The 26,904-nt window shown below is 66.1% G+C and carries 23 protein-coding genes; 8 read left to right on the plus strand and 15 right to left on the minus strand.

Annotated features, from left to right (window positions below):
* The first annotated feature begins 39 nt into the window (after positions 1–39).
* The 3 genes from IT549_RS12775 to IT549_RS12785 are packed head-to-tail and all read left to right on the plus strand — an operon-like array spanning position 40 to position 3,830.
* Positions 40–1,650, plus strand: a complete 1,611-nt coding sequence (locus IT549_RS12775) for an NAD(P)/FAD-dependent oxidoreductase (RefSeq protein ID WP_292973761.1) — start codon at positions 40–42, stop codon at positions 1,648–1,650.
* A 12-nt stretch (positions 1,651–1,662) separates the two neighbouring features.
* Positions 1,663–2,079 (plus strand): GtrA family protein, encoded by a 417-nt coding sequence (locus IT549_RS12780; RefSeq protein ID WP_292973763.1) that lies wholly within the window; start codon positions 1,663–1,665, stop codon positions 2,077–2,079.
* A complete protein-coding gene (locus IT549_RS12785) occupies positions 2,076–3,830 on the plus strand; it encodes a hypothetical protein (protein WP_292973765.1) in 1,755 nt (584 codons plus the stop codon). Before IT549_RS12780 ends, IT549_RS12785 begins: the two co-directional genes overlap by 4 nt.
* On the opposite strand, the gene msrB is transcribed toward IT549_RS12785, so the two are convergent.
* The 4 genes from msrB to IT549_RS12805 all read right to left on the minus strand — a co-directional run bounded on the left by msrB (position 3,827) and on the right by IT549_RS12805 (position 8,076).
* Entirely contained in the window at positions 3,827–4,321 is a 495-nt protein-coding gene (msrB, locus tag IT549_RS12790) for a peptide-methionine (R)-S-oxide reductase MsrB (RefSeq protein ID WP_292973767.1), read from the minus strand. The two genes, IT549_RS12785 and msrB, sit on opposite strands and share 4 nt — an antisense overlap.
* A gap of 79 nt (positions 4,322–4,400) precedes the next feature.
* A complete protein-coding gene (locus IT549_RS12795) occupies positions 4,401–5,735 on the minus strand; it encodes a cytochrome P450 (protein WP_292973769.1) in 1,335 nt (444 codons plus the stop codon).
* A 113-nt stretch (positions 5,736–5,848) separates the two neighbouring features.
* Positions 5,849–7,093 carry an ABC transporter permease gene (locus IT549_RS12800; RefSeq protein ID WP_292973771.1) on the minus strand — a complete coding sequence of 415 codons (1,245 nt, stop codon included), beginning with the start codon at positions 7,091–7,093 and terminating at the stop codon, positions 5,849–5,851.
* Complete coding sequence (locus tag IT549_RS12805) at positions 7,090–8,076, minus strand: ATP-binding cassette domain-containing protein (protein WP_292973773.1); 987 nt, start codon at positions 8,074–8,076, stop codon at positions 7,090–7,092. The genes IT549_RS12800 and IT549_RS12805 overlap by 4 nt, the downstream gene beginning before the upstream one ends.
* A 47-nt stretch (positions 8,077–8,123) precedes the next feature.
* Here IT549_RS12805 and queG point away from each other — a divergent pair, with 47 nt between their 5' ends.
* Positions 8,124–9,191, plus strand: a complete 1,068-nt coding sequence (gene queG / locus IT549_RS12810; protein ID WP_292973775.1) for a tRNA epoxyqueuosine(34) reductase QueG — start codon at positions 8,124–8,126, stop codon at positions 9,189–9,191.
* A gap of 110 nt (positions 9,192–9,301) precedes the next feature.
* Here queG and IT549_RS12815 read toward each other — a convergent pair whose 3' ends face one another.
* The 7 genes from IT549_RS12815 to IT549_RS12845 all read right to left on the minus strand — a co-directional run bounded on the left by IT549_RS12815 (position 9,302) and on the right by IT549_RS12845 (position 17,670).
* Entirely contained in the window at positions 9,302–13,984 is a 4,683-nt protein-coding gene (locus IT549_RS12815) for an NAD-glutamate dehydrogenase domain-containing protein (RefSeq protein ID WP_292973777.1), read from the minus strand.
* A 137-nt stretch (positions 13,985–14,121) separates the two neighbouring features.
* Positions 14,122–15,102 carry an LLM class flavin-dependent oxidoreductase gene (locus tag IT549_RS12820; protein WP_292973779.1) on the minus strand — a complete coding sequence of 327 codons (981 nt, stop codon included), beginning with the start codon at positions 15,100–15,102 and terminating at the stop codon, positions 14,122–14,124.
* Entirely contained in the window at positions 15,099–15,935 is an 837-nt protein-coding gene (locus IT549_RS12825) for a tetratricopeptide repeat protein (protein WP_292973781.1), read from the minus strand. The genes IT549_RS12820 and IT549_RS12825 overlap by 4 nt, the downstream gene beginning before the upstream one ends.
* Before the next feature lie 3 nt (positions 15,936–15,938).
* On the minus strand, positions 15,939–16,676 hold the full coding sequence (locus tag IT549_RS12830) for an alpha/beta hydrolase (protein WP_292973783.1): 738 nt from the start codon (positions 16,674–16,676) through the stop codon (positions 15,939–15,941).
* A 27-nt stretch (positions 16,677–16,703) separates the two neighbouring features.
* Complete coding sequence (locus IT549_RS12835) at positions 16,704–16,895, minus strand: helix-turn-helix transcriptional regulator (protein WP_292973785.1); 192 nt, start codon at positions 16,893–16,895, stop codon at positions 16,704–16,706.
* Positions 16,892–17,497 carry a hypothetical protein gene (locus tag IT549_RS12840; RefSeq protein WP_292973787.1) on the minus strand — a complete coding sequence of 202 codons (606 nt, stop codon included), beginning with the start codon at positions 17,495–17,497 and terminating at the stop codon, positions 16,892–16,894. Before IT549_RS12840 ends, IT549_RS12835 begins: the two co-directional genes overlap by 4 nt.
* Positions 17,494–17,670, minus strand: a complete 177-nt coding sequence (locus tag IT549_RS12845) for a hypothetical protein (protein ID WP_292973789.1) — start codon at positions 17,668–17,670, stop codon at positions 17,494–17,496. The genes IT549_RS12840 and IT549_RS12845 overlap by 4 nt, the downstream gene beginning before the upstream one ends.
* Before the next feature lie 161 nt (positions 17,671–17,831).
* Here IT549_RS12845 and IT549_RS12850 point away from each other — a divergent pair, with 161 nt between their 5' ends.
* From IT549_RS12850 to IT549_RS12865, 4 genes are all read left to right on the plus strand, one after another.
* Entirely contained in the window at positions 17,832–19,475 is a 1,644-nt protein-coding gene (locus tag IT549_RS12850) for an alkaline phosphatase D family protein (protein WP_292973791.1), read from the plus strand.
* A 109-nt stretch (positions 19,476–19,584) separates the two neighbouring features.
* Positions 19,585–19,911, plus strand: a complete 327-nt coding sequence (locus IT549_RS12855; RefSeq protein ID WP_292973793.1) for a GIY-YIG nuclease family protein — start codon at positions 19,585–19,587, stop codon at positions 19,909–19,911.
* Between the two features lie 379 nt (positions 19,912–20,290).
* A complete protein-coding gene (gene thrS / locus IT549_RS12860) occupies positions 20,291–22,294 on the plus strand; it encodes a threonine--tRNA ligase (protein ID WP_292973795.1) in 2,004 nt (667 codons plus the stop codon).
* Positions 22,295–22,429: 135 nt separating this feature from the next.
* Positions 22,430–23,173, plus strand: a complete 744-nt coding sequence (locus IT549_RS12865; RefSeq protein ID WP_292973797.1) for a sulfite exporter TauE/SafE family protein — start codon at positions 22,430–22,432, stop codon at positions 23,171–23,173.
* Here the strand turns inward: IT549_RS12865 and IT549_RS12870 are convergent.
* The 4 genes from IT549_RS12870 to IT549_RS12885 all read right to left on the minus strand — a co-directional run bounded on the left by IT549_RS12870 (position 23,162) and on the right by IT549_RS12885 (position 26,831).
* Positions 23,162–23,293 carry a hypothetical protein gene (locus tag IT549_RS12870; protein WP_292973799.1) on the minus strand — a complete coding sequence of 44 codons (132 nt, stop codon included), beginning with the start codon at positions 23,291–23,293 and terminating at the stop codon, positions 23,162–23,164. The two genes, IT549_RS12865 and IT549_RS12870, sit on opposite strands and share 12 nt — an antisense overlap.
* A 41-nt stretch (positions 23,294–23,334) precedes the next feature.
* Positions 23,335–25,020 (minus strand): class I adenylate-forming enzyme family protein, encoded by a 1,686-nt coding sequence (locus tag IT549_RS12875; protein ID WP_292974071.1) that lies wholly within the window; start codon positions 25,018–25,020, stop codon positions 23,335–23,337.
* A gap of 105 nt (positions 25,021–25,125) precedes the next feature.
* Positions 25,126–25,911, minus strand: coding sequence for a sulfite exporter TauE/SafE family protein (locus tag IT549_RS12880; RefSeq protein ID WP_292973801.1), 786 nt, complete (start codon positions 25,909–25,911; stop codon positions 25,126–25,128).
* On the minus strand, positions 25,908–26,831 hold the full coding sequence (locus IT549_RS12885; protein ID WP_292973803.1) for an MBL fold metallo-hydrolase: 924 nt from the start codon (positions 26,829–26,831) through the stop codon (positions 25,908–25,910). The genes IT549_RS12880 and IT549_RS12885 overlap by 4 nt, the downstream gene beginning before the upstream one ends.
* Positions 26,832–26,904 lie beyond the last annotated feature (73 nt).

Consider the following 26,904-nt stretch of genomic DNA (forward strand, 5'->3'; position numbering starts at 1 on the left):
TTCCTTCACTTCTGCCGCCACACTTCAATTGGGGGCAAAATGTCTGTCGCAGGTTTCACCGGATCGCAAAAAGCCACGAAAAACCGTGAAAAGTCGGTCGATGTCGCAATTATCGGGGCCGGCCCAGCCGGTCTGACCGCCGGTTACCTGCTGACCAAGGCCGGACTCAGTGTCGCCGTCATCGAGAAGGACGCGACCTATGTCGGCGGAATCAGCCGCACGGTCGAGCACGAAGGCTACCGCTTTGACATCGGCGGACACCGGTTCTTTTCGAAGAGCCAGCAGGTGGTCGACCTGTGGAACGAAATCCTGCCCGACGATTTCATCCAGCGCCCGCGGATGAGCCGGATCTATTACGAGGGCAAGTTCTACTCCTACCCGCTGCGTGCCTTCGAGGCATTGTGGAACCTGGGCATCATCCGCTCGGCCTTGTGCATGGCAAGCTTCGCCAAGGCGCAGGTGTTCCCCAACAAGCAGGTCAAGAGTTTCGAGGACTGGACCGTCAACCAGTTCGGCTGGAAGCTCTATTCGATCTTCTTCAAGACCTACACCGAGAAGGTCTGGGGCATGCCCTGTGACGAGATGAGCGCCGACTGGGCCGCGCAGCGGATCAAGGGCCTGAGCCTGTGGGGCGCAGTGGTCGATGGCCTCAAGCGCAGCCTGGGGCTTAACAAGAAGCCCAACGACGGGCAGGAAGTGAAGACCCTGCTCGAAACCTTCCGTTACCCGCGCCAGGGTCCCGGCATGATGTGGGACGCCGCGCGCGACAAGATGGTCGCGACGGGCAAGGGTGAAGTGTTGATGGGCCATGCGCTCAAGCAGCTTGCCAGCGACGGCAAGCAGGGCTGGCGCCTGACCGCGACGCACGACGGCGGCGAAGTGACGATCCGCGCCAAGCACGCGATCTCCTCCGCGCCGATGCGCGAACTGGCCGCACGGCTGCATCCGCTGCCGGCGACCAGCATCGAGGCCAAGCAGCTGCGCTATCGCGACTTCCTGACCGTGGCACTGAAGATCAAGGCCGAGGACCTGTTCCCCGACAACTGGATCTATATCCATGACAGCAAGGTCAAGGTTGGCCGGATCCAGAACTTCCGTTCGTGGTCGCCCGAAATGGTGCCCGATGAAAGCGTGGCCTGCGTGGGCCTGGAATACTTCTGCTTCGAAGGCGACGGGCTGTGGTCGATGGCCGATAACGATCTGATCGAACTGGCCACCCGCGAACTGGCCCAGCTGGGACTGGTTTCAGCCGAGCAGGTGATCGGCGGTGCGGTCGTCCGTCAGGAAAAGGCCTATCCGGTCTATGACGAGGACTATGCCAGCCATGTCGCCGCGATGCGCGCCGAGTTGGAGGAACGTCACCCGACGCTGCATCTGGTCGGCCGCAATGGCATGCACCGTTACAACAACCAGGACCACGCGATGATGACCGCAATGCTGACGGTCGAGAACATAATCGCCGGAACCCGCGTCTATGACACCTGGTGCGTCAACGAGGATGCCGAATATCACGAAGCCGGCGACGAGGGTGAGCAGGTAAAGCTACCCGAAGGCCGCCGCGCGGTGAACGAGGACCAGGCCGCTGCGCTGGCTTCGGTGCGCGAAGTGCCCGAGCGGATCGCAGCCGACAAACGCCGCGACGCCGCCTGAGGATAGCCCGCCATGCTCGCCACCCTGCAACAGCTGCGCCGTGTGGTGCTGGTGCGCTATCTGGGCGCCAGCGTCATCGCGCTGGGCTGCGACATGGCGAGCTTCCTGGCCTTGCTTTCGCTGGGCCTTGCCCCCGGACTAGCCGCTGCTGCGGGCTATGCGCTGGGCATCGTGGTCCACTGGCTGGTGTCGAGCCGCAAAGTCTTTACGGGCAGCGTGGCCGCACACGGCACCGCCCGTACCCGCCAGAAGGCACTGTTCGTCGTCTCCGCACTGATCGGCCTGGGCGTCACCACCGCGATCGTGAGCGGCGGCGCCATGCTGGGGCTTGACCCGCGCCTAGCCAAACTGGTTGCGATCGGCGCCAGCTTTACGATCACCTGGCTGCTGCGCGATGTGGTGGTGTTCCGCAAGGACGCCGCAGCATGAACGCAGTCCCGCGTGGGTTCTGGACCCGGATCACGCTTGCCTGGCTGGGCGTTGCGCTGATCCTGATCGTCCGGACCTGGACTTCGATCCACGATTTCCAGCTGGCCGATCCCGACGATGCACTGCGTCTGGTGCAGGTCCGCGACCTGCTGGCCGGGCAGCACTGGTTCGATGCCCACCAGTACCGGATTGACCCGCCCGCGGGCGTCGCGACCCACTGGTCACGGCTGGTCGATACGCCCCTGGCGCTGCTGATCCTGGCCCTGCGCCCGTTCCTTGGGCAACCCGGGGCTGAACTGGCCGCAGCGGTAATCGTGCCGCTGCTCACGCTGCTGTGCGCCATGCTGCTGACCGCGCGGATTGCGGTAAAGCTGTTTGGCGAGCGCGCCGCCTATGCCGCGTGCCTGGTCTGGATCATGGCGTTGGCCGCGATGGCGCAGCTTCAACCGATGCGGATCGATCACCACGGCTGGCAGATCGTGGCCGAACTGGCCGCGATCAACGGTCTGCTTTCACCCAGCGCCCGGCGCGGCGGCTGGACCATCGGCATCGCGCTGGGGATTGGCCTGTCGATCAGCCTTGAACTGCTGCCCTTTGCCGTACTGTTCGCCGCAATCCTGGGACTGCGCTGGCTGATCGATCCCCGCCAGCGCGGCTGGCTGGTGCAGATGCTGGCCGCACTGGCGCTGACCAGTCTGGCGAGCTTCTTTGCAACGCGCGGGGCAGCCTTTGACTTGCACTGCGACACTGTCACTCCGGCCTATCTGATCGCCTTTACCCTGGCCGCCTTGCTGGTGGGCCTGATCGCCCGGTTCGAAGCGCTGTCGCGGATCGCGATCGTGGTGCTGCTGGGCCTGGCCGCCGCGCTGACCGGCGCAGTCTATCTTGCGCTGTCACCAGCCTGCCTGGCCGGGCCCTTTGCCGCGCTCGATCCGGTGGTGCGCCAGGTCTGGTACAACAATGTGCTCGAAGGCATGCCGGTCTGGCGCCAGGAAGCGCCCAGCATGGTCCAGATGCTGGTGCCGCCGCTGGCCGGACTGGCGATTGCCGCGCTGACCTGGCTTGGTGCCAGCAATGGCCGCCGCGCCATGCTGCGCGATTTCACGCTGGTCCTCGCCGGATCACTCACGATTGCCGTGCTGGTCGCCCGGTTCAGCGGCGTGGCCGCCGCGATCGCCACGATCCCGCTTGGCTATGCGATTTCGGAATGGCTGCGCCGGGCAAGCGAGATGAAGCTGGCGGCACGGTTGCTGGTCCTGCCGCTGATCATGCTGGTACTGGTCCCGGGCTTCGCCGCCGGCAAACTGCGCGACACCCTTGCCCCGCCCCCGGTCGATCCGCAGGGCGAAGCCCCGGTGCTGGGCCGCGGCTGCAGCCTGCCGGGATCGCTGCCGGCGTTGGACAGTGTCCCGCCTTCCACCCTGTTCGCCCCGTTCGAGATCGGCCCGACCCTGCTGCTGCAAACCCGGCACAGCGTGATCGCCACCGGCCATCACCGGGCGGCCGCAGCGATGAGCGACGTGATCAACGCCTACCTGGCCGATCCGGCCATGGCCGAAGCCATCGTCCGCCGTCATGGCGCGCGCTATGTGATCGCCTGCTCAGACCTGATCGAGGCCCGCAACTATGCGAAGTTCGCGCCCAAGGGGCTGATGGCCGATCTGCTGGTCGGCAAGACCCCGACCTGGCTCGAGCCAGTGCAATTGCCGACCGATGCCGGTGAGCTCAAACTCTGGAAAGTCCGGCCCTAGGCGGGGGCGGGCTGGAACAGCAGCGCATCACCGTTCATGCAATAGCGCTTGCCGGTGGGCTTGGGTCCATCGTTGAAGACATGGCCCAGATGCCCGCCGCAGCGCGAGCAGTGCACTTCGGTGCGCGGATAGCCGGTTTCCCAATCGGTCGAGGTACCGATCGCCTTGGGCAGCACCTGCCAGAAGCTGGGCCAGCCGGTCTTGCTGTCATACTTGGTAGCGCTTGCAAACAGTGGCTGCGCGCATCCGGCGCACACGAAGGTTCCCCGGCGGTGCTCCTTCAGCAGCGGCGATGTGAAGGGTACTTCGGTGTCCTTCTTGCGCAGGACCCTGAACTGTTCGGGATTGAGCCGCTTCTTCCATTCGGCTTCGCTGAACTGCACCGGAAAGCCCTTGGCCTCGGCCTTGCCGCTGCCACAGGCGGCCAGCGCGGTGCCGGCCACGCCAGTTCCCAGCCAGCCGAGCAGCGAACGACGGGATAGCTGGTTCATCGAAACCTCCTGGTCACGGCGCATTGCAGGGCGCTTATGCCATCATTCGCTGGCTTGACGCAAAAGGTTGCAGTCCGGCTCAGAACTTTTCGATGGTGGTTTCCAGCGTGCGGAAACCATGGACGAAGTTCGCCCGCACCCGTTCGACCTTGCCGGTCACATGCACGCGCATCCGGCGTTTGTGCATTTCCTCCATCAGCACCTTGAGCTGGAGTTCGGCCAGCCGCGCACCGACGCAGCGGTGGATGCCGTAACCGAAGGCCACATGCCGACGGGCGTTTTCGCGGGTCAGGATCAGCTTGTCCGCATCGGGGAACACCTCTTCGTCGCGGTTGCCCGAAATGTACCACAGCGCCAGCTTGTCACCGGCCTTGACCTGGTTACCGAACAGCTCGCAATCTGCGGTAGCGGTGCGGCGCATGTGCGCGAGCGGGGTCTGGTAACGGATGCATTCTTGCACCCCGTTCGGAATTACCGAGGGATCCTTTTCGAACAGGTCGCGCTGGTCGGGGAACTGGTCGAGCGCGTGGATGATGCCCGACATGGTGTTGCGGGTGGTATCATTGCCGCCGACGATCAGCAGGATCAGGTTGCCCATGAATTCCTGCGGACTCATCTGGTTCATCGCATCCGAATGGATCATCATCGAGATGAGATCGCGCTGCGGCGGCTTGCTCATCCGGTCGACCCACAGCGTCTTGAAGTACTGGGCCATCTCATTGAAGATTTCCCAGCGGGTATCGTGCAGTTCCTTGGCAAAGGCCAGTTCGGTACCGCCCGCCCAGTCCGACCAGAAGGTCAACAGGCGGCGGTCTTCCCAGGGAAAGCCGAACAGGATCGCCAGCATGCCGGTGGTCAGTTCGATCGAGACCTTGTCAACCCAGTCAAACTGCTGGCCGATCGGCAGGCTGTCGAGCACCGCAGCGGTGCGCATGCGCACTTCCTCGGCCATCTTCTCGATTTCACCAGGGGTGAAAGCCGGGGCGACGGTGCGGCGCTGGCCGGTATGTTCGGGCCGGTCCATCGCAATGAACATCGGCAGGCGGCGTTCCTCAAGCCGTTCGGGACTGACGTCAGCTGGCGGATCGCCGATCGTGATCCCGCCGCGATCCCACGAGGACGAGAACAGTTCGGGCAGCGATTCGACGTGCTGGATGGTCTTGACCGTGGTGACGTTCCAGTAGGTGCCGTAGGGCGTATCCCTGACCTGGTTGACCGGGGCCTTGGCCCGCATTTCGGCAAAGATCGGCTGCCAGCGGTCCTCGGCATAGATATCGGCCCGCGAAACGTCCCAGGGATCGGTGTGCTTGGGCAGATCGGGCGCGTGGTCCTTCAGCCAGTTCTCGAACGCCTCGGTGACCGTGGGCGAGGTACGATAGGTGAACTGTTCGGGGCTTGCTGCCTGCGTGGCCATGATCTGTCTCTCCCGCACGCACCATCCGGACCGATGCGTTGCTTGATGAGACTTATCCCGCTCAACTTACCGAAATGTCAATAGCGCCTCGGTGAACTGCACGGAGCGCAGGGTCAGGCGGCGACCGGCGCCTTGCGCTGCCACCAGCGGCGCTTGCTGGCGCCCGCCGACCCGCTCTTCATCACCCGCGTCTTGAACAGGCTTGCCCCCAGCCGCACCAGCACTGCCACGCAGATCAGCTGCCAGGCAATCGCCGCGCCGTGGATCCACAGCGCCTCATCCTGCGCAGCCTTGGCCAGCATGGTGAAGGGCGAGGAGAATGGCACGACCATCGCGGCCTTTTCGATCCAGGTGCCCGGCTGGGCCATGGCGAAGCTGGCGAAGAAGAAGTTGAGCAGCTGCAACATCGTCACCGGCATCGACAGTGTCTGCACCTCGCGCACAGTTGTCGCCATCGAACCGATCGCCAGGAAGATCGAGCCGAGCAGCAGATAGCCCATCGAGAAGTAGACCACCCCCAGCGCGAAGAAGGTCGGCCAGCCAACCGCCGGTGCCGGATAGTCGGCCAGGCTGTGCCCGGCTCCCAGCCAGACCACCGAGCCGGCCATCGCCCAGACCGTGATCCCGACCATCGAAACCGCCAGCATGGCGAACAGCTTGCCCAGGAACACCGCGTCCATCGGGATCGCGGCCGCCAGCACTTCGATGATCTTGTTGCCCTTTTCCTCGACCAGGTTCGACAGCACCATCCCGGCGAGCAACATGGTGAGCAGGAACAGCACGGTCTGGCCAAGCTGCGCGGTCACCACCCGGCTGTGGGTCTGGTCAGCGCGGGTGGTCGCGGCGATCCCGGCCAGCTTGACCTCAGGAAACGTGCTGGGCGATGCGCCCGAGGCCTGGGCCGCAAGCAGCGCAACACGGCCCTGCCACTGGCCGATCCGCTCTTCCGAGCCGGTCAGCACCGGGGCCCTGGGCGTGCCGGTCACGATTGCAGCGAGGTTGGCCTTGTTGCTTTTCATGGCCGCGAGCGGATCGAACGCCTCGTCGCGCTTCAGTTCCTTGACCACCACCACATCGGGCATGCTTGGCCCCAGCTGCGGGGCCAGCAATCGCTGCGCCGCCACCATTCGCGCGGCATCATCGGCCTGCATGGCAATGCCCAGCACAGGCCGGTCGGCGCTTTCCTGCACCTTGGCCCCGATCCCGCCGGCGAGGCCACCGACCAGGATCGGGAACAGCGGACCAAGCAGGAAGAAGAAGAAACTGCGCGAAAACAGGATCGCGACGAAATCGCGCCGGGCGATCACAAAGGCCGCCTGCAGCGTCGAAAGCCGGCCGGTGCGGGTATCACTGCTCATCGACGCACCTCATCCTTTTCCTCGGCCAGCGCGCGCGCGGCCGCTTCACCGGCGATCGCCACGAAAGCATCGTGGAGGCCGGCGCGTTCGATCGACAGCGAGAGGATCCCCGCCTCGCCTTCGATCAGCGCCCGCAGCAACGGTTCGATCCCGCTTTCGGGCAGCGAGAAGTACCAAAAGTTGCCTTCGTGCCGGGCATCGGCGGGCAGCGCCTGGCGCCATTGGCCGTCCTGGGCGCGGGTTTCGAGGCGAACCTGCGGGCGGATCCGGTCGCGCGCCACATCGACCGGGCCGGCAAACGGCACCCGGCCCCCGGCGATGATCGCCACTTCATCGCACAGCCGTTCGGCATGGGCGATCACGTGGGTCGAGAAGATCACCGTGGTGCCCTTTTCGGCCAGACCGCGGATCATCCGTTCGAGCTTGCCCTGGTTGAGCGCGTCTAGGCCCGAGAACGGCTCATCGAAAACGACCAGCCGGGGTTCGTGGACCAGGGTGCCCAGCAACTGGACCTGCTGGGCCATGCCCTTCGAAAGCTGGCGGATCTGCCGATCGATCGCATAGCCCAGGCCATGCTCTTCAAGCAGCGCCTTGCCGCGTTCGCGCCCTTCTTTCAGCGGCAGCCCGCGCAGCGCGCCCAGGAAGGCGATCGCTTCATAGGCCTTCATCGCCGGATAGAGGCCGCGCTCTTCGGGCAGGTAGCCGATGGTATGGGCAACCTCGTGCGGGCGGTCGTGGCCCAGCACCCGGCGCACGCCTTCATCCGGATCGATGATCCCCAGCAGCATACGCAGCGTGGTGGTCTTGCCGGCGCCGTTGGGGCCAAGGATCCCGTAGATTGCCCCTTCGGGCACCGCCAGATCGATCCCGTCAACCGCGGTAAAGCCGTCGAACCGCTTGACGATCCCGCGTGCTTCGATGGCGAGCGGTTTCGCCGAAGTGCCGCCCGCGTTGCCGTGCATCTGCCAATCCTCTAGCTTCATGGAACGGGGCGATAGTCGCACGGCTGTGAACAGGAGCAACAGGAAGTTTGGTTAACGTGGCGGAAATCGCATCGCTTCAGGACGATCTGTCAGCCGAGGCCGCGCGGCTGGGCTTTGCCGCCTGCGGAATTGCCCCGGCGCGCGAGGATCCGCTGCGCGCCGCGCGGCTTGAGCAATGGCTGGGCGACGGCTGCCACGGCGCGATGGAATGGATGGAGACCCGGCTGGAGCATCGCCGCAGCCCGCAAGGGTTGTGGGGCGAAGCGCAGAGCGTGATCGCGCTGGGCATGTCCTATGCCCCGGCGCTCGATCCGCTGGCGCTGGCGGATCGCCCGGACCGGGCCCGGATTTCGGTCTATGCCCAGGGCAAGGATTATCACGACGTAGTCAAGAAGGCGCTCAAGACGCTGGCCCGCTGGCTGGTGACCGAGGCGGAGCGACGCGGATTTGGCGAGGCCGGGGTCAAGGTCTTCGTCGATACCGCCCCGGTGATGGAGAAGCCGCTGGGTGCGGCGGCCGGGCTGGGCTGGCAGGGCAAGCACACCAATCTGGTCAGCCGCGAACACGGATCATGGCTGTTCCTGGGCGCGATCTACACCACCCTGCCATTCGCGCCCGATGCCGCTGGCAAGGGCCGCTGCGGTTCGTGCCAGGCCTGTCAGGACGCTTGCCCGACCCAGGCCTTCCCCGCGCCCTATCGGCTCGATGCCCGGCGCTGCATTTCCTACCTGACGATCGAGCACAAGGCGGCGATCCCGGTCGAACTGCGCAGGGCGCTGGGCAACCGGATCTATGGCTGCGACGATTGCCTGGCGGTCTGCCCGTGGAACAAGTTCGCCGATACCGCGCGCACCATGCAGGCCTTCCTGCCGCGCGCCGAGCTGGCCGCACCGCGCCTCGCCGAGCTGCTGACGCTCGACGATGCGGGGTTCCGTGCACTGTTCTCCGGCTCGCCGATCAAGCGGATCGGCCGCAACCGCTTCGTGCGCAACTGCCTCTACGCCGCCGGGAACAGCGCGGACCAAACGCTGCGCCCGCAAGTGCAGGTGCTGCGCCAGGACCCGGACGCGGTTGTCGCCGAAGCCGCCGAGTGGGCCTGGGCCCAGCTCGGCTAACCTGACAAAGTTCACAGGGTTCAAAGATTCAAAAAGCCGCCGTTTCCAGCCGCGCGGCGACTATGCCAGCGCGCGGCCATGTAGGAAAGCCGAACCCCTCCAGATCCTCTTTAGCGGGCGAGCAAATTCCGGGCCTGGCTGGCGATCTGCGCCAGCATCGCCGGGGCAACCGGCACCGCCACTTGCGCGCGGGTGATCACCGTGCGGAACTGGCGGATTGCCTGGGCCTGATCCTCGGCCCAGCGGTCGACCGCCCGGACCGCCTCGCCCTTCTTCCCGGCGTTGCGGCGCAGGAAGTCGAGCCGCATCTGCTGGAAATCGCGCGCCAGACCATTGACCAGCAAACGCTCCCACGGGTCTGAAGGACTCATCCGCGCGGCGGTCTGCTGCGCCCAGTCAAGTCCCAGCCGTGCACCCAGATCGGTGAAGGCACCGGTCAGCTCGCGCGCCGGGACACCCTTTTCGCGGGCCAGCCGGGCCAGCCCGATCGCGCCATCGAGGTCGAACAGGCGCGCCACCGCCGCCGCTTCGGCCGCCGGAGCGCCGGCATCGGTCAACATCGTCAGCATCCGGCCTGATTGCGCTTTGGCTTCGCTGGCGAGCAGCCTGTCGAGATCGCCCGCGATCTCGCCCACGCCGCCTTCCAGTTCGGCAACCAGCTTTGATGGCACCATGGTGCCGCTGCCGACCCGCAGCAGGTCGGCCATATGATCGGCCATCGCCGCAGCGGCGCGTTCGAACAGCAGGATGCGCGCGGTCTCGCTCATCGCGCTGGCCTCGATCGCCTGCCAGATCGCCGGCATGCCCAGCAGGCGTTCGGCTGCGACAAAGGCCGCAGCGACCTGTGCCAGAGTGGCGCCTTCCTCTTCGGCCAGTTCGTAGGGATGGATCAGCCCCAGCCGGTTGACCATCCGGTTGGTCAGCTTGGTAGCGATGATCTCGCGCCGCAGGCGGTGTTCAAGGATATCCTGCTTGAATTTGCCGCGCATCGGCACCGGGAAGGCGGCCAGCAATTCGCTGTCCAGCCCCGGATCGTCGGGTAGCTGCGAATCTTCCAGCGCTTCCTGCAAGGCCAGCTTGGCGCAGGACAGCAGCACCGCCAGTTCGGGTCGGGCCAGGCCCTGGCCATCGGCCGCGCGGCGCAGCAGCACTTCGGCATCGGCCAGACCTTCGGTCTTGCGATCGAGCTGACCCAGGCCTTCCAGCGTTTCGATCAGGTGCAGGTGCGACGCGGTGGCCTTGGCCCCGCCGGCCTGCGCGATCGAAACCGCCAGCGCCTGAAGCCGGTTGTCCTCAAGCACCAGATGGCCGACCTCGTCGGTCATTTCGGTCAGCAGCTTGACCCGCGCCGGTTCGGTCAGCCGCCCGGCACGCTTGGCCCCGGCCAGCGCGATCTTGATGTTGACCTCGTTGTCCGAACAATCGACCCCGGCCGAATTGTCAATGAAGTCGGTGTTGATGCGTCCGCCGGCGCCATTGGCGCCCTTCAGCGCGAATTCGATCCGGCCGGCCTGGGTGCAGCCAAGGTTCGCCCCTTCGCCGATCACCTTGGCGTTGAGATCGGCCCCGTCGACCCGCAACACATCATTGGCCGGATCACCGACCTGGACGTTGTTTTCGGTGCTGCTTTTCACATAGGTGCCGATCCCGCCGAACCACAGCAGATCGACCTGCGATTTGAGGATCGCGGTGATCAGGCTGTCGGGATCGATCGTTTCGACCTGCAGCCCCAGCATATCGCGCACTTGCGGCGAAAGCGGGATTTCCTTGAGGCTGCGGGCAAAGACGCCGCCGCCCTTCGAAATCAGTTTCTTGTCGTAATCGTCCCAGCTGGAGCGCGGCAGCGCGAACATCCGCGCGCGCTCGGTCCAGCTCTTGGCCGGATCGGGATCGGGATCGAGGAAGATGTGGCGATGATCGAAAGCCGCGACCACCTTGATCGTCTGCGACAGCAGCATGCCATTGCCGAACACATCGCCCGACATGTCGCCGCAGCCGGCCACGCGGACCGGATCCTTCTGGACATCGATCCCCATTTCCAGGAAGTGCCGCTGGACCGATAGCCAGGCCCCCTTGGCGGTGATCCCCATCGCCTTGTGGTCATAGCCCTTCGAGCCGCCGCTGGCGAAGGCATCGTCAAGCCAGAAGTCATGCGCTTCGGCAATACCATTGGCGGTATCGGAGAAGGTTGCCGTGCCCTTGTCGGCGGCGACCACGAAATAGGGATCTTCGCTGTCACGGATCACCACCGTCTTGGGGTGGACCACCTTGCCGCCCGAAAGGTTGTCGGTGATCGACAGCAGCGTACGGATGAACAGCTTGTAGCTTTCGCGTCCTTCGACCAGCCAGCCATCGCGATCACGATTGGGATCGGGCAGCTGCTTGGGATAGAAACCGCCCTTGGCTCCGGTTGGCACGATCACCGCGTTCTTGACCCGCTGGGCCTTCATCAGTCCAAGGATTTCAGTGCGGAAGTCATCGCGCCGGTCGGACCAGCGCAGCCCGCCACGCGCAACCGGGCCGGCGCGCAGGTGGATGCCTTCAACCCGCCGCGAATAGACGAAGATCTCGCGCCAGGGCAGCGGCTTGGGCAGGCCCGGAACCAGTGCCGAATCGAGCTTGAAGGCCAGCGCCTCCTGCCCGGCGGGGGCAAAGGCATTGGTCCGCAGCATGGCTTCGACCAGCGCGCGGTACTGGCGCAGCAGGCGATCGTCGTTGATCGCCGAAACCTTGGCCAGGCCATCGCGAATCGCATCCTGCGCGGCAGCTTCGGCCTTGGCCCGATCACCCTTGAAGGCCGGATCGTGGCGGCAGGCGAACAGGTCGATGATCCCACGCGTCACCGCAGCGGCGTTCTGCAAGGCATCGACCACGGTCGGGATGCCATAGGTCATCCCGGCCTGGCGCAGATAGCGGTACCAGGCGCGCAGCCAGTTCGCCTCACCCGCCGAAAGCCCGGCGGCCACGATCAGGCGGTTGAACGGATCGTCTTCGGCTGCCGCGTTGAGCACATCGGCAATCGCCGCCTCAAGATCGTCCGCGCGGGCCAGCAGTGCGGTGCAATCGAGCCCGGCGGGAACGCTCAGCGCGAAATCGTGGATCGTGCCCATCCGCCCTTCATCAAGGTCGGTCGGCACGTCCTCGATCACCTTGAAGCCGAAATTCTCCAGCGCCGGGACCGCATCCGACAGCGCAATCGCCCCGCTGCGCTGATACAGCTTGAGCCGCAGTTCGCCCGGATCCATCGCATCGGCGCAGCGCAGGCGGGCGCCGCGACGCGGGCCTTCCTCACCCTCTTCGGCCAGGCGGCGCAGGCGGGCGATATCGATTGCCGCCTCGCCCGCGCCATAGGCGGTGCGGTAGGCCTGCGGGAAGGCTTCGGCAAAGCGCGCGGCGATTGCAGCGGCGCGGCTTGGCTCTTCGCTGGCGGCAATCTCGGCCTCGACCGCATCGGTCCAGCCGCGCACCATGGCCTGCAATTGCTGGTCAAGGTGCGCTTCATCGGGAACCGGCGCGCCATCGCGGATGTCGAGCACGAAGCGGATCAGGGCCAGGTTGCTGCCTTCGACCTGCAGGCTCCAGTCGAGCACAGGGGCATTGGCGGCGTGGCTCAGCATCTGGGCAATGCCCAGCCGAACGGTGGTGGACAGCGCATCGCGCGGCAGCCAGACGAAGGCAAACAGGTGGCGTTCAAGCGGCGCCTGCACCAGCGCCAGACGCGGACGCGGACGATCGACCAGGCTCATCATCGCCATCGCGATGCGTTCAAGGTCGGCATCGGAGAAGCCGATCAGCAGGTCGTGCGGCAGCGCGGTCAGGGCATGGACCAGCGCCTTGCCGGCGTGACCACTGGGATTGAACCCGAATTTGGCCATCAGTTCGGCCAGCTGCGCGCGCATCCGCGGAATCCGGTCGGGCGCTGCGGCCAGCGCGGCGCTTGTCCAGACCCCGGCATGGACCGACAGCGCGGTAACCTTGCCCTTGTCGATCACCGGAACCAGGAACAGGTCAAGCGGCACGCGGCGGTGGACATTGGCGATCAGGTTCGACTTGATGATCAGCGGCACGCGCCCGCCGCTCTTGCCGGCGCCATCGAACCAGGCAAAGGCCCGGTCATAGCTTGCCGGGGCGAGCAGGACCTTGGCGCTCTTCTTGCAGATCCCCAGCGCATCGCTCTGGCTGCCATCGCGCTGGCGGGTAACATGGCCCAACTGGGTCAGCATGCCGTCCTTGAACCAGCGCAGCAGCGCCGCGCCTTCGCCATCGGCCAGCGCATCGGCATCCTGCCCCATCGCTTCCTGCATCCGCGGCCAGTCAGCCACGGCGGCGCGGACATCGGCCAGCGTCGCAGCCAGCGCGGTTTCGAGCGCGCGGCGCACCCGGGCATCGCCGCGCTCGGTCTCGAGGTAGATCATCGATTCGCGCTTTTCGCCGGCGGCCTGCGCGCCCAGCACTTCGGTCAGCTTGCCCGAAGGGTCGCGGCGCACGGCCACCACCGGGTGCAGCAACCGGTCGATCGCCAGACCATGCGCGGCGACCGTGGCGGCGATCGAATCGACCAGAAACGGCATGTCGTCGTTGATCAGCGCGATCCGCATGAAGCGTTCGCTGGCTGAACCCGAAATCGATTCAATCATGATCGCCGGCTGCCCGGCATCGCGCTGGGCTGCGGCACCAAGGACGAAGGCGGTGGCCTGCTCAAGCCCGCCATTGGCAAAGGGCGGATCGCCCGGCAGCAGCGAATCGGCCAGGTGCCCGGCCAGGGCCTTGCTCAACGCGGACTTCGAACTCATCGCAAACGCTCCTCAAGCGGGTTCCGGCGACCCGCTAATTCCTGCTTGTTATTTTATTGCTACGCATGGCAGCATTTTTGCGCACTGTAGAGCCAACTGGTCGCAACTGCAACCACCTTGCCCCTAGGGAAATGGGCCTATTGCAACGCTTTTTTGGTTAATTCGAGCGAACGCCGCCGCGCCGCCGGATCGAAGGTTGCACCGGATACCACGATCTCATCCGCGCGGGTCCGCTCGATAATCCGGCCCAGGCTGGCGGCCACGGTGGCCGGCGCGCCAACCGCGCTGACCGAGCGCATGTGCTCAAGCATGGCCAGCGCCGAGGGCGGCAGGCTGTCGCGATAGCCCGGCAGCGGCGGTTTCAGCCTCCCCGGATTGCCGCTGCGCAGCGCCACAAAGCTCTGGTCCATCGAGGTCAGCAGCAGCGCGGCTTCCTCGTCGCTGTCGGCGCACAGCACATTGGCGGCGACCATCACATGCGGCTGGGCCAGCGCGGCTGAGGGGCGGAACTGGCGGCGATAGACCTCCAGCGCCTGGTCGAGATAGTCCGGCGCGAAATGCGAGGCGAAGGCATAGGGCAGGCCCAGCGCCGCGGCGAGCTGCGCGCCGAACAGGCTGGAGCCGAGCATCCACAGCTCAACCTGCGCGCCAAGGCCCGGGGTGGCGCGGATCGGCAGTTCGGGTTCCCCGGTTAGCAGCGCGCGCAGTTCGACCACGTCCTGCGGGAACATGTCGGAGACCCGCGCCAGATCGCGCCGCAGCGCCTGCGAGATCCGCATGTCGGCCCCCGGCGCGCGGCCCAGGCCCAGGTCGATCCGCCCGGGAAACAGCGCCTCCAGCGTACCGAACTGTTCGGCGATCACGAAGGGATTGTGGTTGGGCAGCATGATCCCGCCGGCCCCGATCCGGATCGTGCTGGTCGCCTGGCCGATATGCGCCAGCACGACCGAGGTCGCGCCGCCGGCTACCCCGTCCATCGCGTGGTGTTCGGCCACCCAGAACCGCTTGTAACCGGCTGCTTCGGCGCAGGCCGCCAGCTTGGCGCTTTCCGCCAGTGCTTCGCCCACGGTGCCGCCTTCGCGCACCGGGACAAGATCAAGGACGGAAAGTTCGATCACCTGGGTGGTTGTGTAGGCGCAGCCCCCAACTGGTCAAGATAGAGTTGCGCGGTCCTGGCATGATCGCTGCCGGGCGCGGCCTTGATCACCGATTGCCAGCTGCGCCGCGCGGCCTCATCCCGGCCGCCCAGCACCGCGATTACCCCGGCTTCGAGGCCGATTTCGGGATCGACCGGCATCAGCTCGGCCGCGCGCTGGATCTGGCCCTGCGCCTCGCCCAGCTTGCCCTGGCGGCGCGCAAGCGTGGCGGACAGCAGCCAGGCCTGGGCGTTGTCGGGCACCAGCTCGCGCGCTTCGCGAAGCGCCGCAGCGGCGCTGTCCGCCTGGCCCAGCGCAACGAGCGCGCGGGCGCGGTCAATCTGGATCACCCCGCCCAGCTGGGGGTCCTTCGCCTGATTGGCATCGGCCCGGGCGTTGTCGAGCGCGGCGAGCGCCCCCGCCGTGTCGCCCGCCACCAGCAAGGCATTGCCGGCCAGCGCGCCAAGCCGGGCGCGCTCGCCGCTTTCATGCACCGGCGTATCGGCGCGGGCGGCAAGGAACAGCGCGCCCGCTTCGCCCCAGCCGTCGATCCGGGTCAGCGCCAAAGCCTTGCACTGGCTGGCCGCGGCGCGGTCGGTCATCGCCTTGGCTTCGGCCAGCCAGGCATCGGCCAGGGCGATCCCGTCAGGCGGGCGCTGCATGGCGAGGTCGAGGCAGTCCTTGAGCTTGGGCGACTGCTGCGCCGCCACCACCTTGGCGGGCTTTTCGCGCTGAATATCAAGCGGTTTCAATTGCACCGCGCCGCCCGGGCCCATCTGGGCGAGCAAGGGAAGCAGCAAGAGGGCAGGCGACATCGGTCAGTCTCCGGGCAGGGCCGCCACGGTCTGGAGCAGGAGCGCAAGGTCCTGCGGACGCGACAGGCGGTGATCGCCGTCCTTGACCAGATGGACCTGCACATCGGCTGAACGCAGCGCTGCGGCGAGGCGCAGCGAGACCTGCCAGGGGACATCGGGATCGGCCTGACCGTGGATCAGGCGAACCGGGCAAAGCAGCGAGATTTCCTTGTCGAGCAAGCGATTGGCCTGTCCGTCGGACCAGAAGGCCGGATGGGTCGGGGTCGGTTCGGGACCGTAGGGGTTGTCCTCATAGAGAATTTCACCGGCGGCGAGACTTTGTTTCTGGGCGTCCGAGAAACCCCATTCGGTGAAATCCGGCGCGGCAGCGATCCCGATCAGGCCCTTGATTTTCAACGGTAACTCAAGCGCTACCAGGAGCATCAGCCACCCGCCCATCGACGAACCAACCAGTACCACGCCATGCACACAAAGGTCACTCAACAAGCACACCACCTGCCCTGCCCAGCGGGACAGCGTGCCCTCGGCAAAGTTCCCCTCGCTTTCCCCGCAGCCCGAGTAATCGAGCAGCAGGCATTCGCGCCCCTGGGCCACGGCCCAGTCGAACACCGCAGTGGCCTTGCCGCCGGCCATGTCGCTCATGTAGCCCGGCAGGAACACCAGCGCCGGGCCGCTGCCGGGGGTGTGGCGATAGGCCAGGCGGGTGCCATCGGGCAGCGTGTGAAACCGGGTCTCGATCATCCCCGGTCCATGCCGCAAGCGGCGCGGTCAGTCACGCTGGAAGATCGCCTCGATCGGCAGTTCGAACAGGTCGGCGATGCGGAAAGCCAGCGGCAGCGAGGGATCGTACTTGCCGGTTTCGACCGCGTTGACGCTCTGGCGCGAAACGCCCAGCCGCTCGGCCAGGTCCTGCTGGCTCCAGTCACGTTCGGCGCGCAGCACCTTGAGGCGGTTCTTCATGCTGCGTCATCCTGCCGCTCGCGCAGCGTCTGCACCAGATTGCCCAGCCCCAGCCCCACGGCCCAGACCGCGACCGACCACCAGCCTTCGACATGCGGCGCCACTCCGAAGGTTTCCAGAAAGCCCCAGGTCGATGCGACCACCAGCAGCAGCCCGGTGGCGATCAGCGCCGAATTAACCTGGCGCATGCGCTGGTATTCGTCATCCTCTTCGGCCAGATAGCGCCCCAACGCCCAGACATAGTAGGCTATCGTCAGGCTGGGCAGCAAGGCCAGCAGCCACAGCACCGGCCCCGCCGGATGCCAGGTGTTGCGCGCGGTCAGCGCCACACCCAGCAGCGCGACATAACTCAGCGCCCAGACCAGCGAACGGTTCTGGTAAGCCCGCAGCGCCAGAGTGGCCGTGCCGCAGCCCGATGCGCGATTGAGCGACGCTGTCCGCATCAGCGGCAGGCTGAGCGCGAACAGCGCGATCAGCGCCACATTCCACGGCCAGCCGATCCGCCCGCTGCGCTCCAACCAGGCGGTCAGCGCCAGGCCGCCGGCGAACACCGCGGCCCAGACCAGCGGCTGACGCCCGGAAATCCGCGCCGCGAGGCTCATGCCCGCGCCTTGCGCGGCAGGCAATGACCCAAGCCGCCGGTCGCCACCCACAGCGCGGGGATCACCGCGAACATCACATTCGCGTCCTTGTCGGCAATCAGCCCGGCATAGTTGGCCAGCGCCAGCAGGATCAGCGCAGTGGCCCAGCACACATTCTTGATGATCGGGTCCATAAGACAAGCGTCCTTCTCAAGTTGTAAAGCTACCTTGTCATATCGATTCGCATTTGTCAAGTTTCCTTTGCAAATCTCCAAGCTACCTTGACACCATCCGATCATTGCTCCGTCACAAAAGCCCGCTAGTCTCGGCGCACCAGCCCATCAGGGAGAACACCATGGACCTGCCTCCGCCCGATCCCGCGCCGCTGGCGCGAACCAGCCGCCGCGATGCACTGAAGCTGGCCATGCTGGGGCTGGCGGGGTGTGGTTCGCCGCTGCTGGCGCAAGGCAGCAAGGGTTTCACCCACGGCGTCGCCAGCGGTGAACCCGGGGCCAGCCAGGTACTGCTGTGGACCCGCTATGTCAGTGACCAGGACGAAACGCTGCGGTGGGAAGTGGCCAGCGACGAGCGGTTTGCCCGGATCGTCGCCCAGGGTGATGCCATGGCTTCCCCTGCCAACGATGGCTGCGCCAAGGCCTGGGCCAAGGGGCTGAAGCCGGGCAGCTGGTATCACTATCGCTTCATCGCGAAGGATGGCAGCCGATCGGTAACCGGGCGCACCCGCACCCTGCCGGTGGGCAAGGTGCCCAGCTTCAGGCTGGCGGTATTTTCATGCTCCAACTACGGCTTCGGCCACTTCAACGCCTATGCCCATGCGATCGAAAGCGGCGGGTTCGACCTTGCCGTGCATCTGGGCGACTATTTCTATGAATATGAGCGCGGCGACTATCCCAGCGCCAAACAGGTCGTCACCGGGCGTGAAGCTCCGGTCAGGGAAGCGGTCACGCTGGAGGGATATCGCGACCGTTTTCGCCTGTACCGCGCCGATCCTGATTTGCAGCGCCTGCACCAGCTGCTGCCGATGGTTTCGGTCTGGGACGATCACGAACTGGCCAACGACACCTGGCACGGCGGGGCCGAGAACCATCAGCCGGATGAAGGCGACTGGGCGCTTCGCAAGGCGGCGGCGGAAAAGGCCTATCGCGAATGGCTGCCGGTATCGGACGACTATTACGCGCAGTATGAAATTGGCCAGCTGGCCACCATGTTCCGGCTGGAAACCCGGCACCTCGCGCGCAGTGAGCCGCTTGATCTGATGAGCGTGTTCAAGGGCGCCGCGCCCGGGCAGGCCGAGGCCGCGTTCGCCGCGTTCCGCGATGGGGCCTGGCGGGCGGAAGACCGCACCCTGCTGGGCGCGAAGCAGGAAGCGTGGCTGGCGGGCGGCCTGAAGGCATCGAAGCGCGCCGGAAAGCGCTGGCAGGTGCTGGCGCAGCAGGTGGTGATGGGCGAACTGGCGATGAGCGACAAGCTGATCGCCGGCATGCCCGCCAACAGCGCCGACTGGCTGAAGCAGCGGATGCAATCGGGGATCGCCGCCGGGCATGTCGGCGTGCCGCTCAACATGGATGCCTGGGACGGCTATCCGGCCGCGCGCCGCCGCCTGCTGGACAGTGCGCTGGCCGCCGATGCCGAACTGCTGGTGCTGACCGGCGATACCCACAATGCCTGGGCTTTCGACCTTGATCACCATGACGAGCGCGCAGGGGTCGAGATGGCCGGGCATTCGGTTACTTCGCCGGGTGCCGAAAGCTCGATCCGCTGGCTGAAGCCGGATGAAATGGCGCGGGCAACGGTCGAGCGCAACCGCCAGCTGCAATGGTGCGACACCGCGCAGCGCGGCTACATGGCGGTTGAACTGACCCCCGCAGCCGCGACCAGCGAATGGCGCTTCATGGCCTCTGTGCGGCAGAAGGGCACGGCGCTGGCGGGCGTGAAGCGGATGACGGTGCTGGCAGGGCAGAGGAAGTTTTCGGTTTAGGCTGTCCCAATCCCGAAAGATCCAGAACGGCCCCAAAAACAAACCGTCGCCCCGTGCTTGACACGGGGCTTGGCTTTCCTCGCGGCCTCCCGTTTGGCATAAGGCCCGGATGGAAAAAGGCGGCTGGGTCTACATCATGACGAACCGCTATCGCGGCGGAATGTATGTCGGCGTCACCTCTGACTTGATCCGCCGCGTGTGGCAGCATCGCGAGGGCAAGGGTTCGATCCATGTAACGGATTTTTCCAAGACGCGGCTGGTCTATGCCGAACGCCACGAAGAGATCGAACCGGCCATTGCACGAGAAAAGCTCGTCAAGAAGTGGCGCCGGGAATGGAAATTCGCACTGATCGAAGCCGATAACCCCGATTGGCTGGACCTGTGGGACCAGTGGTATCCAGATGGCGGAGTGCCCGATCCTGGCGTTGAAAAGTAGCCAAGCCCCGTGTCAAGCACGGGGCGACGACTGGGTTTGGTGGCTGGGCTTGGGAACAAACTATCCCGTCGCCCCGTGCTTGACACGGGGCTTGGCTTTTTCATGGAGCCACTCACCTCACCCCCAATTGCTTCCTTAACCTCTCCCTGCTATTCACCCTCCCGATGACGCAGCGCAACGCCTTGCAGACTACTACCACCACCCCGGCGCACCCGGGGCTGGCCACTTTCGCCTAGGCGAAAGCGCGCCGCCGCTCCCGGGCCGGTAACGGGTTCGGGCGGTTGGCGTTTTCCTCTCGAACCTGCTGAAACAAACGCCGCCCCTTTCGGAGCGCCCCGCCTTGTGCCATGGCGCCCGGCAAGCAAGACGAGAGTGACGCATGTCCGAGATGTTGAAGATCAGCCTGCCCGATGGTTCGTCCCGCGAAATGCCCGCCGGATCCACCCCTGCGGACGTCGCCCTGGCGATCGGCCCGGGTCTGGCCAAGGCGGCGCTGGCCGCGCGGATCGATGGCGAGCTGGTGGATCTGACCCGGCCTTTCACGGCCGACGCCAGCCTGGCGCTGGTCACTGCCCGTGACGAGGCGGATGCGCTGGAACTGGCCCGGCACGACTATGCCCACGTGCTGGCCGAAGCGGTCCAGACGCTGTTCCCCGGCACGCAGATCACCTTCGGCCCGGCGACCGATGACGGGTTCTATTACGATGTGATGGCGCCCGAGGGCCGCGAGCCGTTCTCGATGGACGACCTGCCGGCGATCGAAGAGGCGATGCGCGCGATCATCAAGGCCGACAAGCCGCTGCGCCGCGAGGTCTGGACCCGCCAGCAGCTGATCGACAAGTGGTCGAGCGAGGGCGAACGGTTCAAGGCCGAATGGGCCCAGGAACTGCCCGAAGGCGAGGAGCTGACGGTCTATTGGTCGGGCGATGACTGGCTCGACATGTGCCGCGGGCCGCACCTGCCCAGCACCGGCAAGCTCGATCCGGCAGCCTTCAAGCTGATGCGGGTGGCCGGCGCCTATTGGCGCGGCGACCAGAAGAATGCGCAGCTGACCCGGATCTATGGCACCGGCTGGCTCAACAAGAAGCAGCTCGACGCGCACCTGCACCGGCTGGAAGAAGCGGCCAAGCGCGATCACCGCAAGCTGGGGCAGGAAATGGACCTGTTCCACCTGCAGGCTGAAGCGCATGGCAGCGTGTTCTGGCATCCCAAGGGCTACCTGATCTGGCGGACGCTGGAAGCCTATATGCGCCGCCGGCTGGACGGCGCGGGCTATGTCGAGGTCAAGACCCCGCAGGTGATGGACGCGCGCCAGTGGGAGAAGAGCGGCCACTGGGGCAAGTACCGCGAAAACATGTTCGTGATCCCCGACGAGGTACCCAACACCGAGGACGAGGGTCCGGTCATTTCGGGCGAGGCCGACTGGATGGCGCTCAAGCCGATGAACTGCCCGGCGCACGTGCTGATCTTCAAGCAGGGGATCAAGAGCTATCGCGACCTGCCGATCCGCATGGCCGAGTTTGGCTGCTGCCACCGCAACGAGGCGCACGGTGCGCTGCACGGGATCATGCGGGTGCGTCAGTTCACCCAGGACGACGCGCATATCTTCGTGCGGCAGGACCAGCTGGTCGATGAGGTCAAGAAGTTCTGCGATCTGCTTGATCTGATCTACCGCGATCTGGGCTTCCCCGACTATGCGATCAAGCTGGCGCTGCGCCCCGAAAAGCGCTTCGGCAGCGAGGAGATGTGGGACTGGTCGGAAGCGAGCCTGCGCGATGCGGTGGCCGCGACCGGGCGCAACACGGCGGAATTCGGCTGGGAAGAACTGCCCGGCGAAGGCGCCTTCTATGCCCCCAAGCTGGAATTCCACCTGACCGACGCGATCGGGCGGACCTGGCAGTGCGGCACCTTGCAGACCGATACGGTCCAGCCCGAGCGGCTCGACGCCAGCTACATCGGCGAGGATGGCGAGCGCCACCGCCCGGTGATGCTGCACCGCGCGATCCTGGGCACCTTCGAACGCTTCATCGGGATCATGATCGAGCACTATGCCGGCAAGCTGCCGGTCTGGCTCGCCCCGGTTCAGGCGGTGGTCGCGACGATCGTTTCAGAAGCCGATCCCTATGCCGCCGAAGTCGCGGCGCAGCTGGAAGCGGCCGGGGTGCGGGTCGAAACCGACACCCGCAACGAGAAGATCAACTACAAGGTCCGCGACCACAGCCTCAAGAAGGTCCCGCACCTGCTGGTGGTGGGCAAGCGCGAGGCCGAGGAAGGCACCGTGGCGCTGCGCACGTTGGGGGCCGAGCACCAGAAGGTGATGCCGCTGGCCGAAGCGATTGCCTTCCTGAAGGGCGAAGCGACGCCGCCGGACCTGCGTGCCTAATCCTCCCCTTCAGGGGAGGGGGACCGCCGCGAAGCGGGGGTGGTGGGGACTCTCCGCCACCCGCAGCGCTAGGCCGATAGTCCCCTCCGTCGCGCGCTGCGCGCGCGCCACCTCCCCGTGCCGGGGAGGAATGCCATGCTAGGCCTTACCGAAATCCAGATCGCCGCAGCAATTGCCGCGGCGCTGGGTGCGGCTTTTGTGCGCGGGCTGGCCGGGTTCGGCATGGCGATCCTGCTGGTGCCGGTGCTGGGCCTGGCGATCCCTCCGCGTGAAGCGGTGGTGGTGGCGAACTGGCTGGGGCTGCTGATCGGGCTGGTCGGCCTCAGGAAGATCCTCCATGCCAGCGAGAAGACCGCGTTCCAGATCTCGGCGGTGGCGGTCCTGGCAACGCCGCTGGGGGTCTGGCTGCTGGCCCGTGCCGATCCGGCGCTGGCGCGGCTGCTGATCGCACTGATCGCGTTCGGATCGTTCCTGCTGGTGCTGCTGCCCAAGAAGCCGGCGCACTATTCCCCCAGCCTGCCCGAAACCGGCGGGACCGGCCTGCTGTCCGGGATCCTGACCGGCTTTGCCGGGATGCCGGGGCCGCCGGTGGTGCCCTATTACCTGCGCCGCGAAATCGCGCCCGAGCTGGCCCGGGCATCGATGATGACGATCTTCCTGGCCACCTCGCTGGCCGGGGTAATCTCAGCCTTTGCGCTGGGGGTGGCGACGGTGCGCGAGCCGGCCTTTGCCGCGGTGCTGTTTCCGGCGGTGCTGCTGGGCAACTGGCTGGGCACCCGCGCCTTCGGCAAGATCAGCGATACCGCCTGGCGCAGTTTCACCGGCGGCGTGCTGGGGCTTTCGGCGCTGGCCGCGCTGCTGAAGCTGTTACAGGCCTGAGGGCCAGAACGGACCGGCCAGGATCAGCGCCAGCGCGCAGGCAATCACCAGCGATCCGCGCACCAACTCGGCCGGAGTGACCAGCGGACGGGCGATGATCAGGGCGATCACTTTTGACATGCCGCACACTATCGCGCGGCGGCCTTACCATCCGGTAAAGGTCAGTCTTCGAAAAGCGCCTTGAGGTCTTTCTTGAGGATCTTGCCGTTGGCATTGCGCGGCAGGCCTTCGGCGTGGAACAGGATCTTCACCGGCACCTTGAACGCGGCGATCCGGGTCCTGCAGAACTGTTGCAGCTCTTCCTCGCTCGCCTCCAGCCCGGCGCCCAGGTGGACCACCGCCGCCGGCTCCTCGCCCAGCACGCGGTGCGGAATCCCCACCACCGCCGCGTCGGTTACCGCCGGATGCTCGTAAAGCGCGTTCTCGACCTCGGTCGAATAGATATTCTCGCCGCCGCGGATCACCATGTCCTTGGCCCGGTCGGCGATGAACAGGAAGCCTTCCTCGTCGATCCGGGCCAGATCGCCGGTGCGGACCCAGCCATCGACAAAGGTCGCGGCGCTGGCTTCGGGGTTCTGCCAGTATCCCGCCACGATCATCGGCCCGCGCGCCCACAGCTCGCCGATCTCGCCCGGCGGCAGCACGGTCACCCCGTCCTCGCCCCGGATCTCCAGATCGGCGGTGGCGACCGGCGGCCCGGCGCTGGTCGGGCGGTTGATGTAGTCCTCGCCCGAATGGGTGGTGACGGTGGCGGTGGTCTCGGTCATCCCCCAGCCGTTGCCGGGCATCGCGCCGAAGGTTTCATAGATCTTGCGCACCAGTTCGGGCGCGGACGGCGCGCCGCCATAACCGATGCTCTCGATGCTTGAGAGGTCATAGTTCTCACGCTCGGGGTGTTCGATCAGCTGCCAGGCGATCGTCGGCACCCCGCCGGTGGCGTTGACCTTTTCGCGCTCGATAATGCCAAAGGCCTTCACCGGGTCCCACTTGTACATCAGCACGATGGTGTGCCCGCCCGCGACCGCGCCCATCATCGTCGCGCTGCAGGCGGTGGCATGGAACAGCGGGATGACGGTAAGCATCACCTTCTTCGCCGGTGCGGGCAGCGGCTCACCCCGGCGCAGGATGCCGCGCGCGGCAACAAAGCCGCTGGAGAGGATGTTCGAGAGGAAATTGCGGTGCGTGCCCAGCGCCCCCTTGGGATTGCCGGTGGTGCCCGAGGTGTAGAGGATCGTCGCCGGATCATCGGCGTGCAGTTCCACCACGGGCAGTTCGGCATCGGGCAGCGAGGCCCAGGCCGCCGACACGCCGATCACATCCTCCAGCCGCGCCACGCCTTGCACTGGCGCATCGAGCCGCGAGGCGATGACCTGTTCCAGCGCGGGCAATTCAGCCCGGTGCGGCAGGATCCGCTCCAGCCGCTCACCATCGCAGACCAGCACCCTGGCACCCGAATTGTTGAGGCCATAGACCAGCTCCGCCCCGGTCCACCAGGCGTTGAGCGGCACGCAGATCGCCCCGATCGAGACTGCGGCATAGAACACCACCGGCCATTCGGGCAGGTTGCGCATGGCCAGCGCCACGCGGTCACCCTTCACTACCCCCAGCGCCTGCAGGTGCGCCGCCATGGCTGCCACCGCGCGGTGCCAGGCGTCATAGCTGACACGTTCATCCTCATAGACCAGGAACGTCGCCTGCCCGTGGCTGCGCCCCTGCGCGACCAGCGCGGCCAGACTGGGCAGCGCGTTCTTCCACACCCGCGTCGGCACGCCGCGCACTTCGACCAGTTCGGTTTCGAACGGCATGCCCGGTGCGCAGAGCAGGTCCTGCGCCTGACCCAGCGACATCGCGGGCCAGCCGGCCGGCAGATCGATTCCCAATGACACCCAGCTATCCTCCCTTGCCCCGTTCAGGGGGCTGCGGGGTCCAGCCTAACGCAAAGCATCCGCCTATCAAGCGGCAATGGCCTGCCAGCTCTTCACCAGCATATAGACCGCGACCAGCACGATCATCGTCGCGAAGACCATATTGAGCCGCCCCTTGCTGGCCGAAAGGCGCCGCGACACCGATGTGCCGGCCACGCTGCCCAGCACACCCCCGGCAATGAAGCTGCCAGCCAGCGCCCAGTCGAGCAGGCCCGACAAGGCATAGTTGAGCGCGGTGGTAAGGCCAAAAGCGCTGACCGCAACCAGCGAGGTGCCGATCGCGCGGTAGATCGTCATCGAGGTTGAGGCGATCAGTCCGGGCACGATCAGGAACCCGCCGCCGATCCCGAAGAAGCCTGAAAGCACCCCGGTACCGAACCCGAAACTGGCAACCTTGGGAAAGTTGTCGCGGTTGCAGACCACCCCTTCGACGCCCTGATCGCCGCGCCCGCGGAACATCACGGCGGCCACCACCAGCATCAGCAAGGCGAACAGGAACAGCAGCTTCTGCCCGTCGAAGGCCTTGCCCAGGCTCGACCCGGCAAAGGCCCCGGCCACCCCGGCCAGCGCATAGGCCCCGCCGCAGCGCCAGTTGACGTTGCCGGCGCGGGCATGGTTGACCAGCCCCGCCAGGGCATTGGCCGCCACGGCGAGAGCGCTAGTGCCGATCGCCACGTGCGGGCTTTTCACCCCCACCACATAGACCATCAGCGGCACCGCCAGGATCGAGCCGCCACCCCCGACCAGCCCCAGGGTGAACCCCACCGCCACGCCCGACAGCGCGGCAAGGATATATTGGGCGGTTTCGATCACAGCAGGTTGAGCGGCAGTTTCAGGTAACTGACGCCGTTGGCTTCGGGTTCGGGAAAATGCCCGGCGCGAATGTTGACCTGGACCGACGGCAGGATCAGCCGCGGCATGGCCAGCGTTGCGTCACGGGCTTCGCGCATCGCCACGAAGGCATCTTCGCCGATCCCGTCATGGACGTGGACATTGTCCGCACGCTGCGCCGCAACGGTGGTTTCCCAGACATAGTCTTCGCGCCCCGGCGCCTTGTAATCGTGGCACAGGAACAGCCGCGTCTCACCCGGCAGCGCCAGCAGGCGGTGGATCGACCGGTAAAGCTGGCGCGCATCACCGCCCGGAAAGTCGCAGCGCGCGGTGCCATAGTCGGGCATGAACAGGGTATCGCCCACGAACACCGCATCACCGATCGCAAAGGCCAGGCAGGCCGGGGTGTGACCGGGTACGTGCAGCACCGTGGCCGGCAGGCCGCCCAGATCGAACCGCTCACCATCCTGCATCAGCCGGTCGAACTGCGAACCGTCCTGCGCAAAGCTGGCCGGTTCGTTGAACACCTTGGCGAAGGTTTGCTGGACCGTGGTGATCGCCGCACCGATCGCCATCGTGCCGCCCAGTTCGGCCTTGAGGAACGGTGCCGCCGAAAGGTGATCGGCATGGGCGTGGGTTTCCAGCAGCCAATCAACCGTCAGTCCTTCGGCCCTGACGTAATCGACCAGCCCTTGCGCCGATGCGGTTGAGGTCCGGCCTGAGGGCTGGTCGAAATCGAGCACCGGATCAATCACCGCCGCGCGGCCGCTTTCGGGATCGTGAACCACGTGGGTCGCGGTAAAGGTTGGTTCGTCAAAGAACGTCCGGACCACCGGCAAAGGTCCCGCTGCGCGAGCGGCCTGGATCTGGGAGATGGCGGTTTCCAGCGCTGTGTCGGTCATGCTCACACCTGAAAAGGGTGCCCTGCGCCGCCCAACTGATTTGGGGGAGAGAGGCGACGCAGGACGTTATCCA

This window comes from Novosphingobium sp., from assembly GCF_020852455.1.
Classification (GTDB): domain Bacteria; phylum Pseudomonadota; class Alphaproteobacteria; order Sphingomonadales; family Sphingomonadaceae; genus Novosphingobium.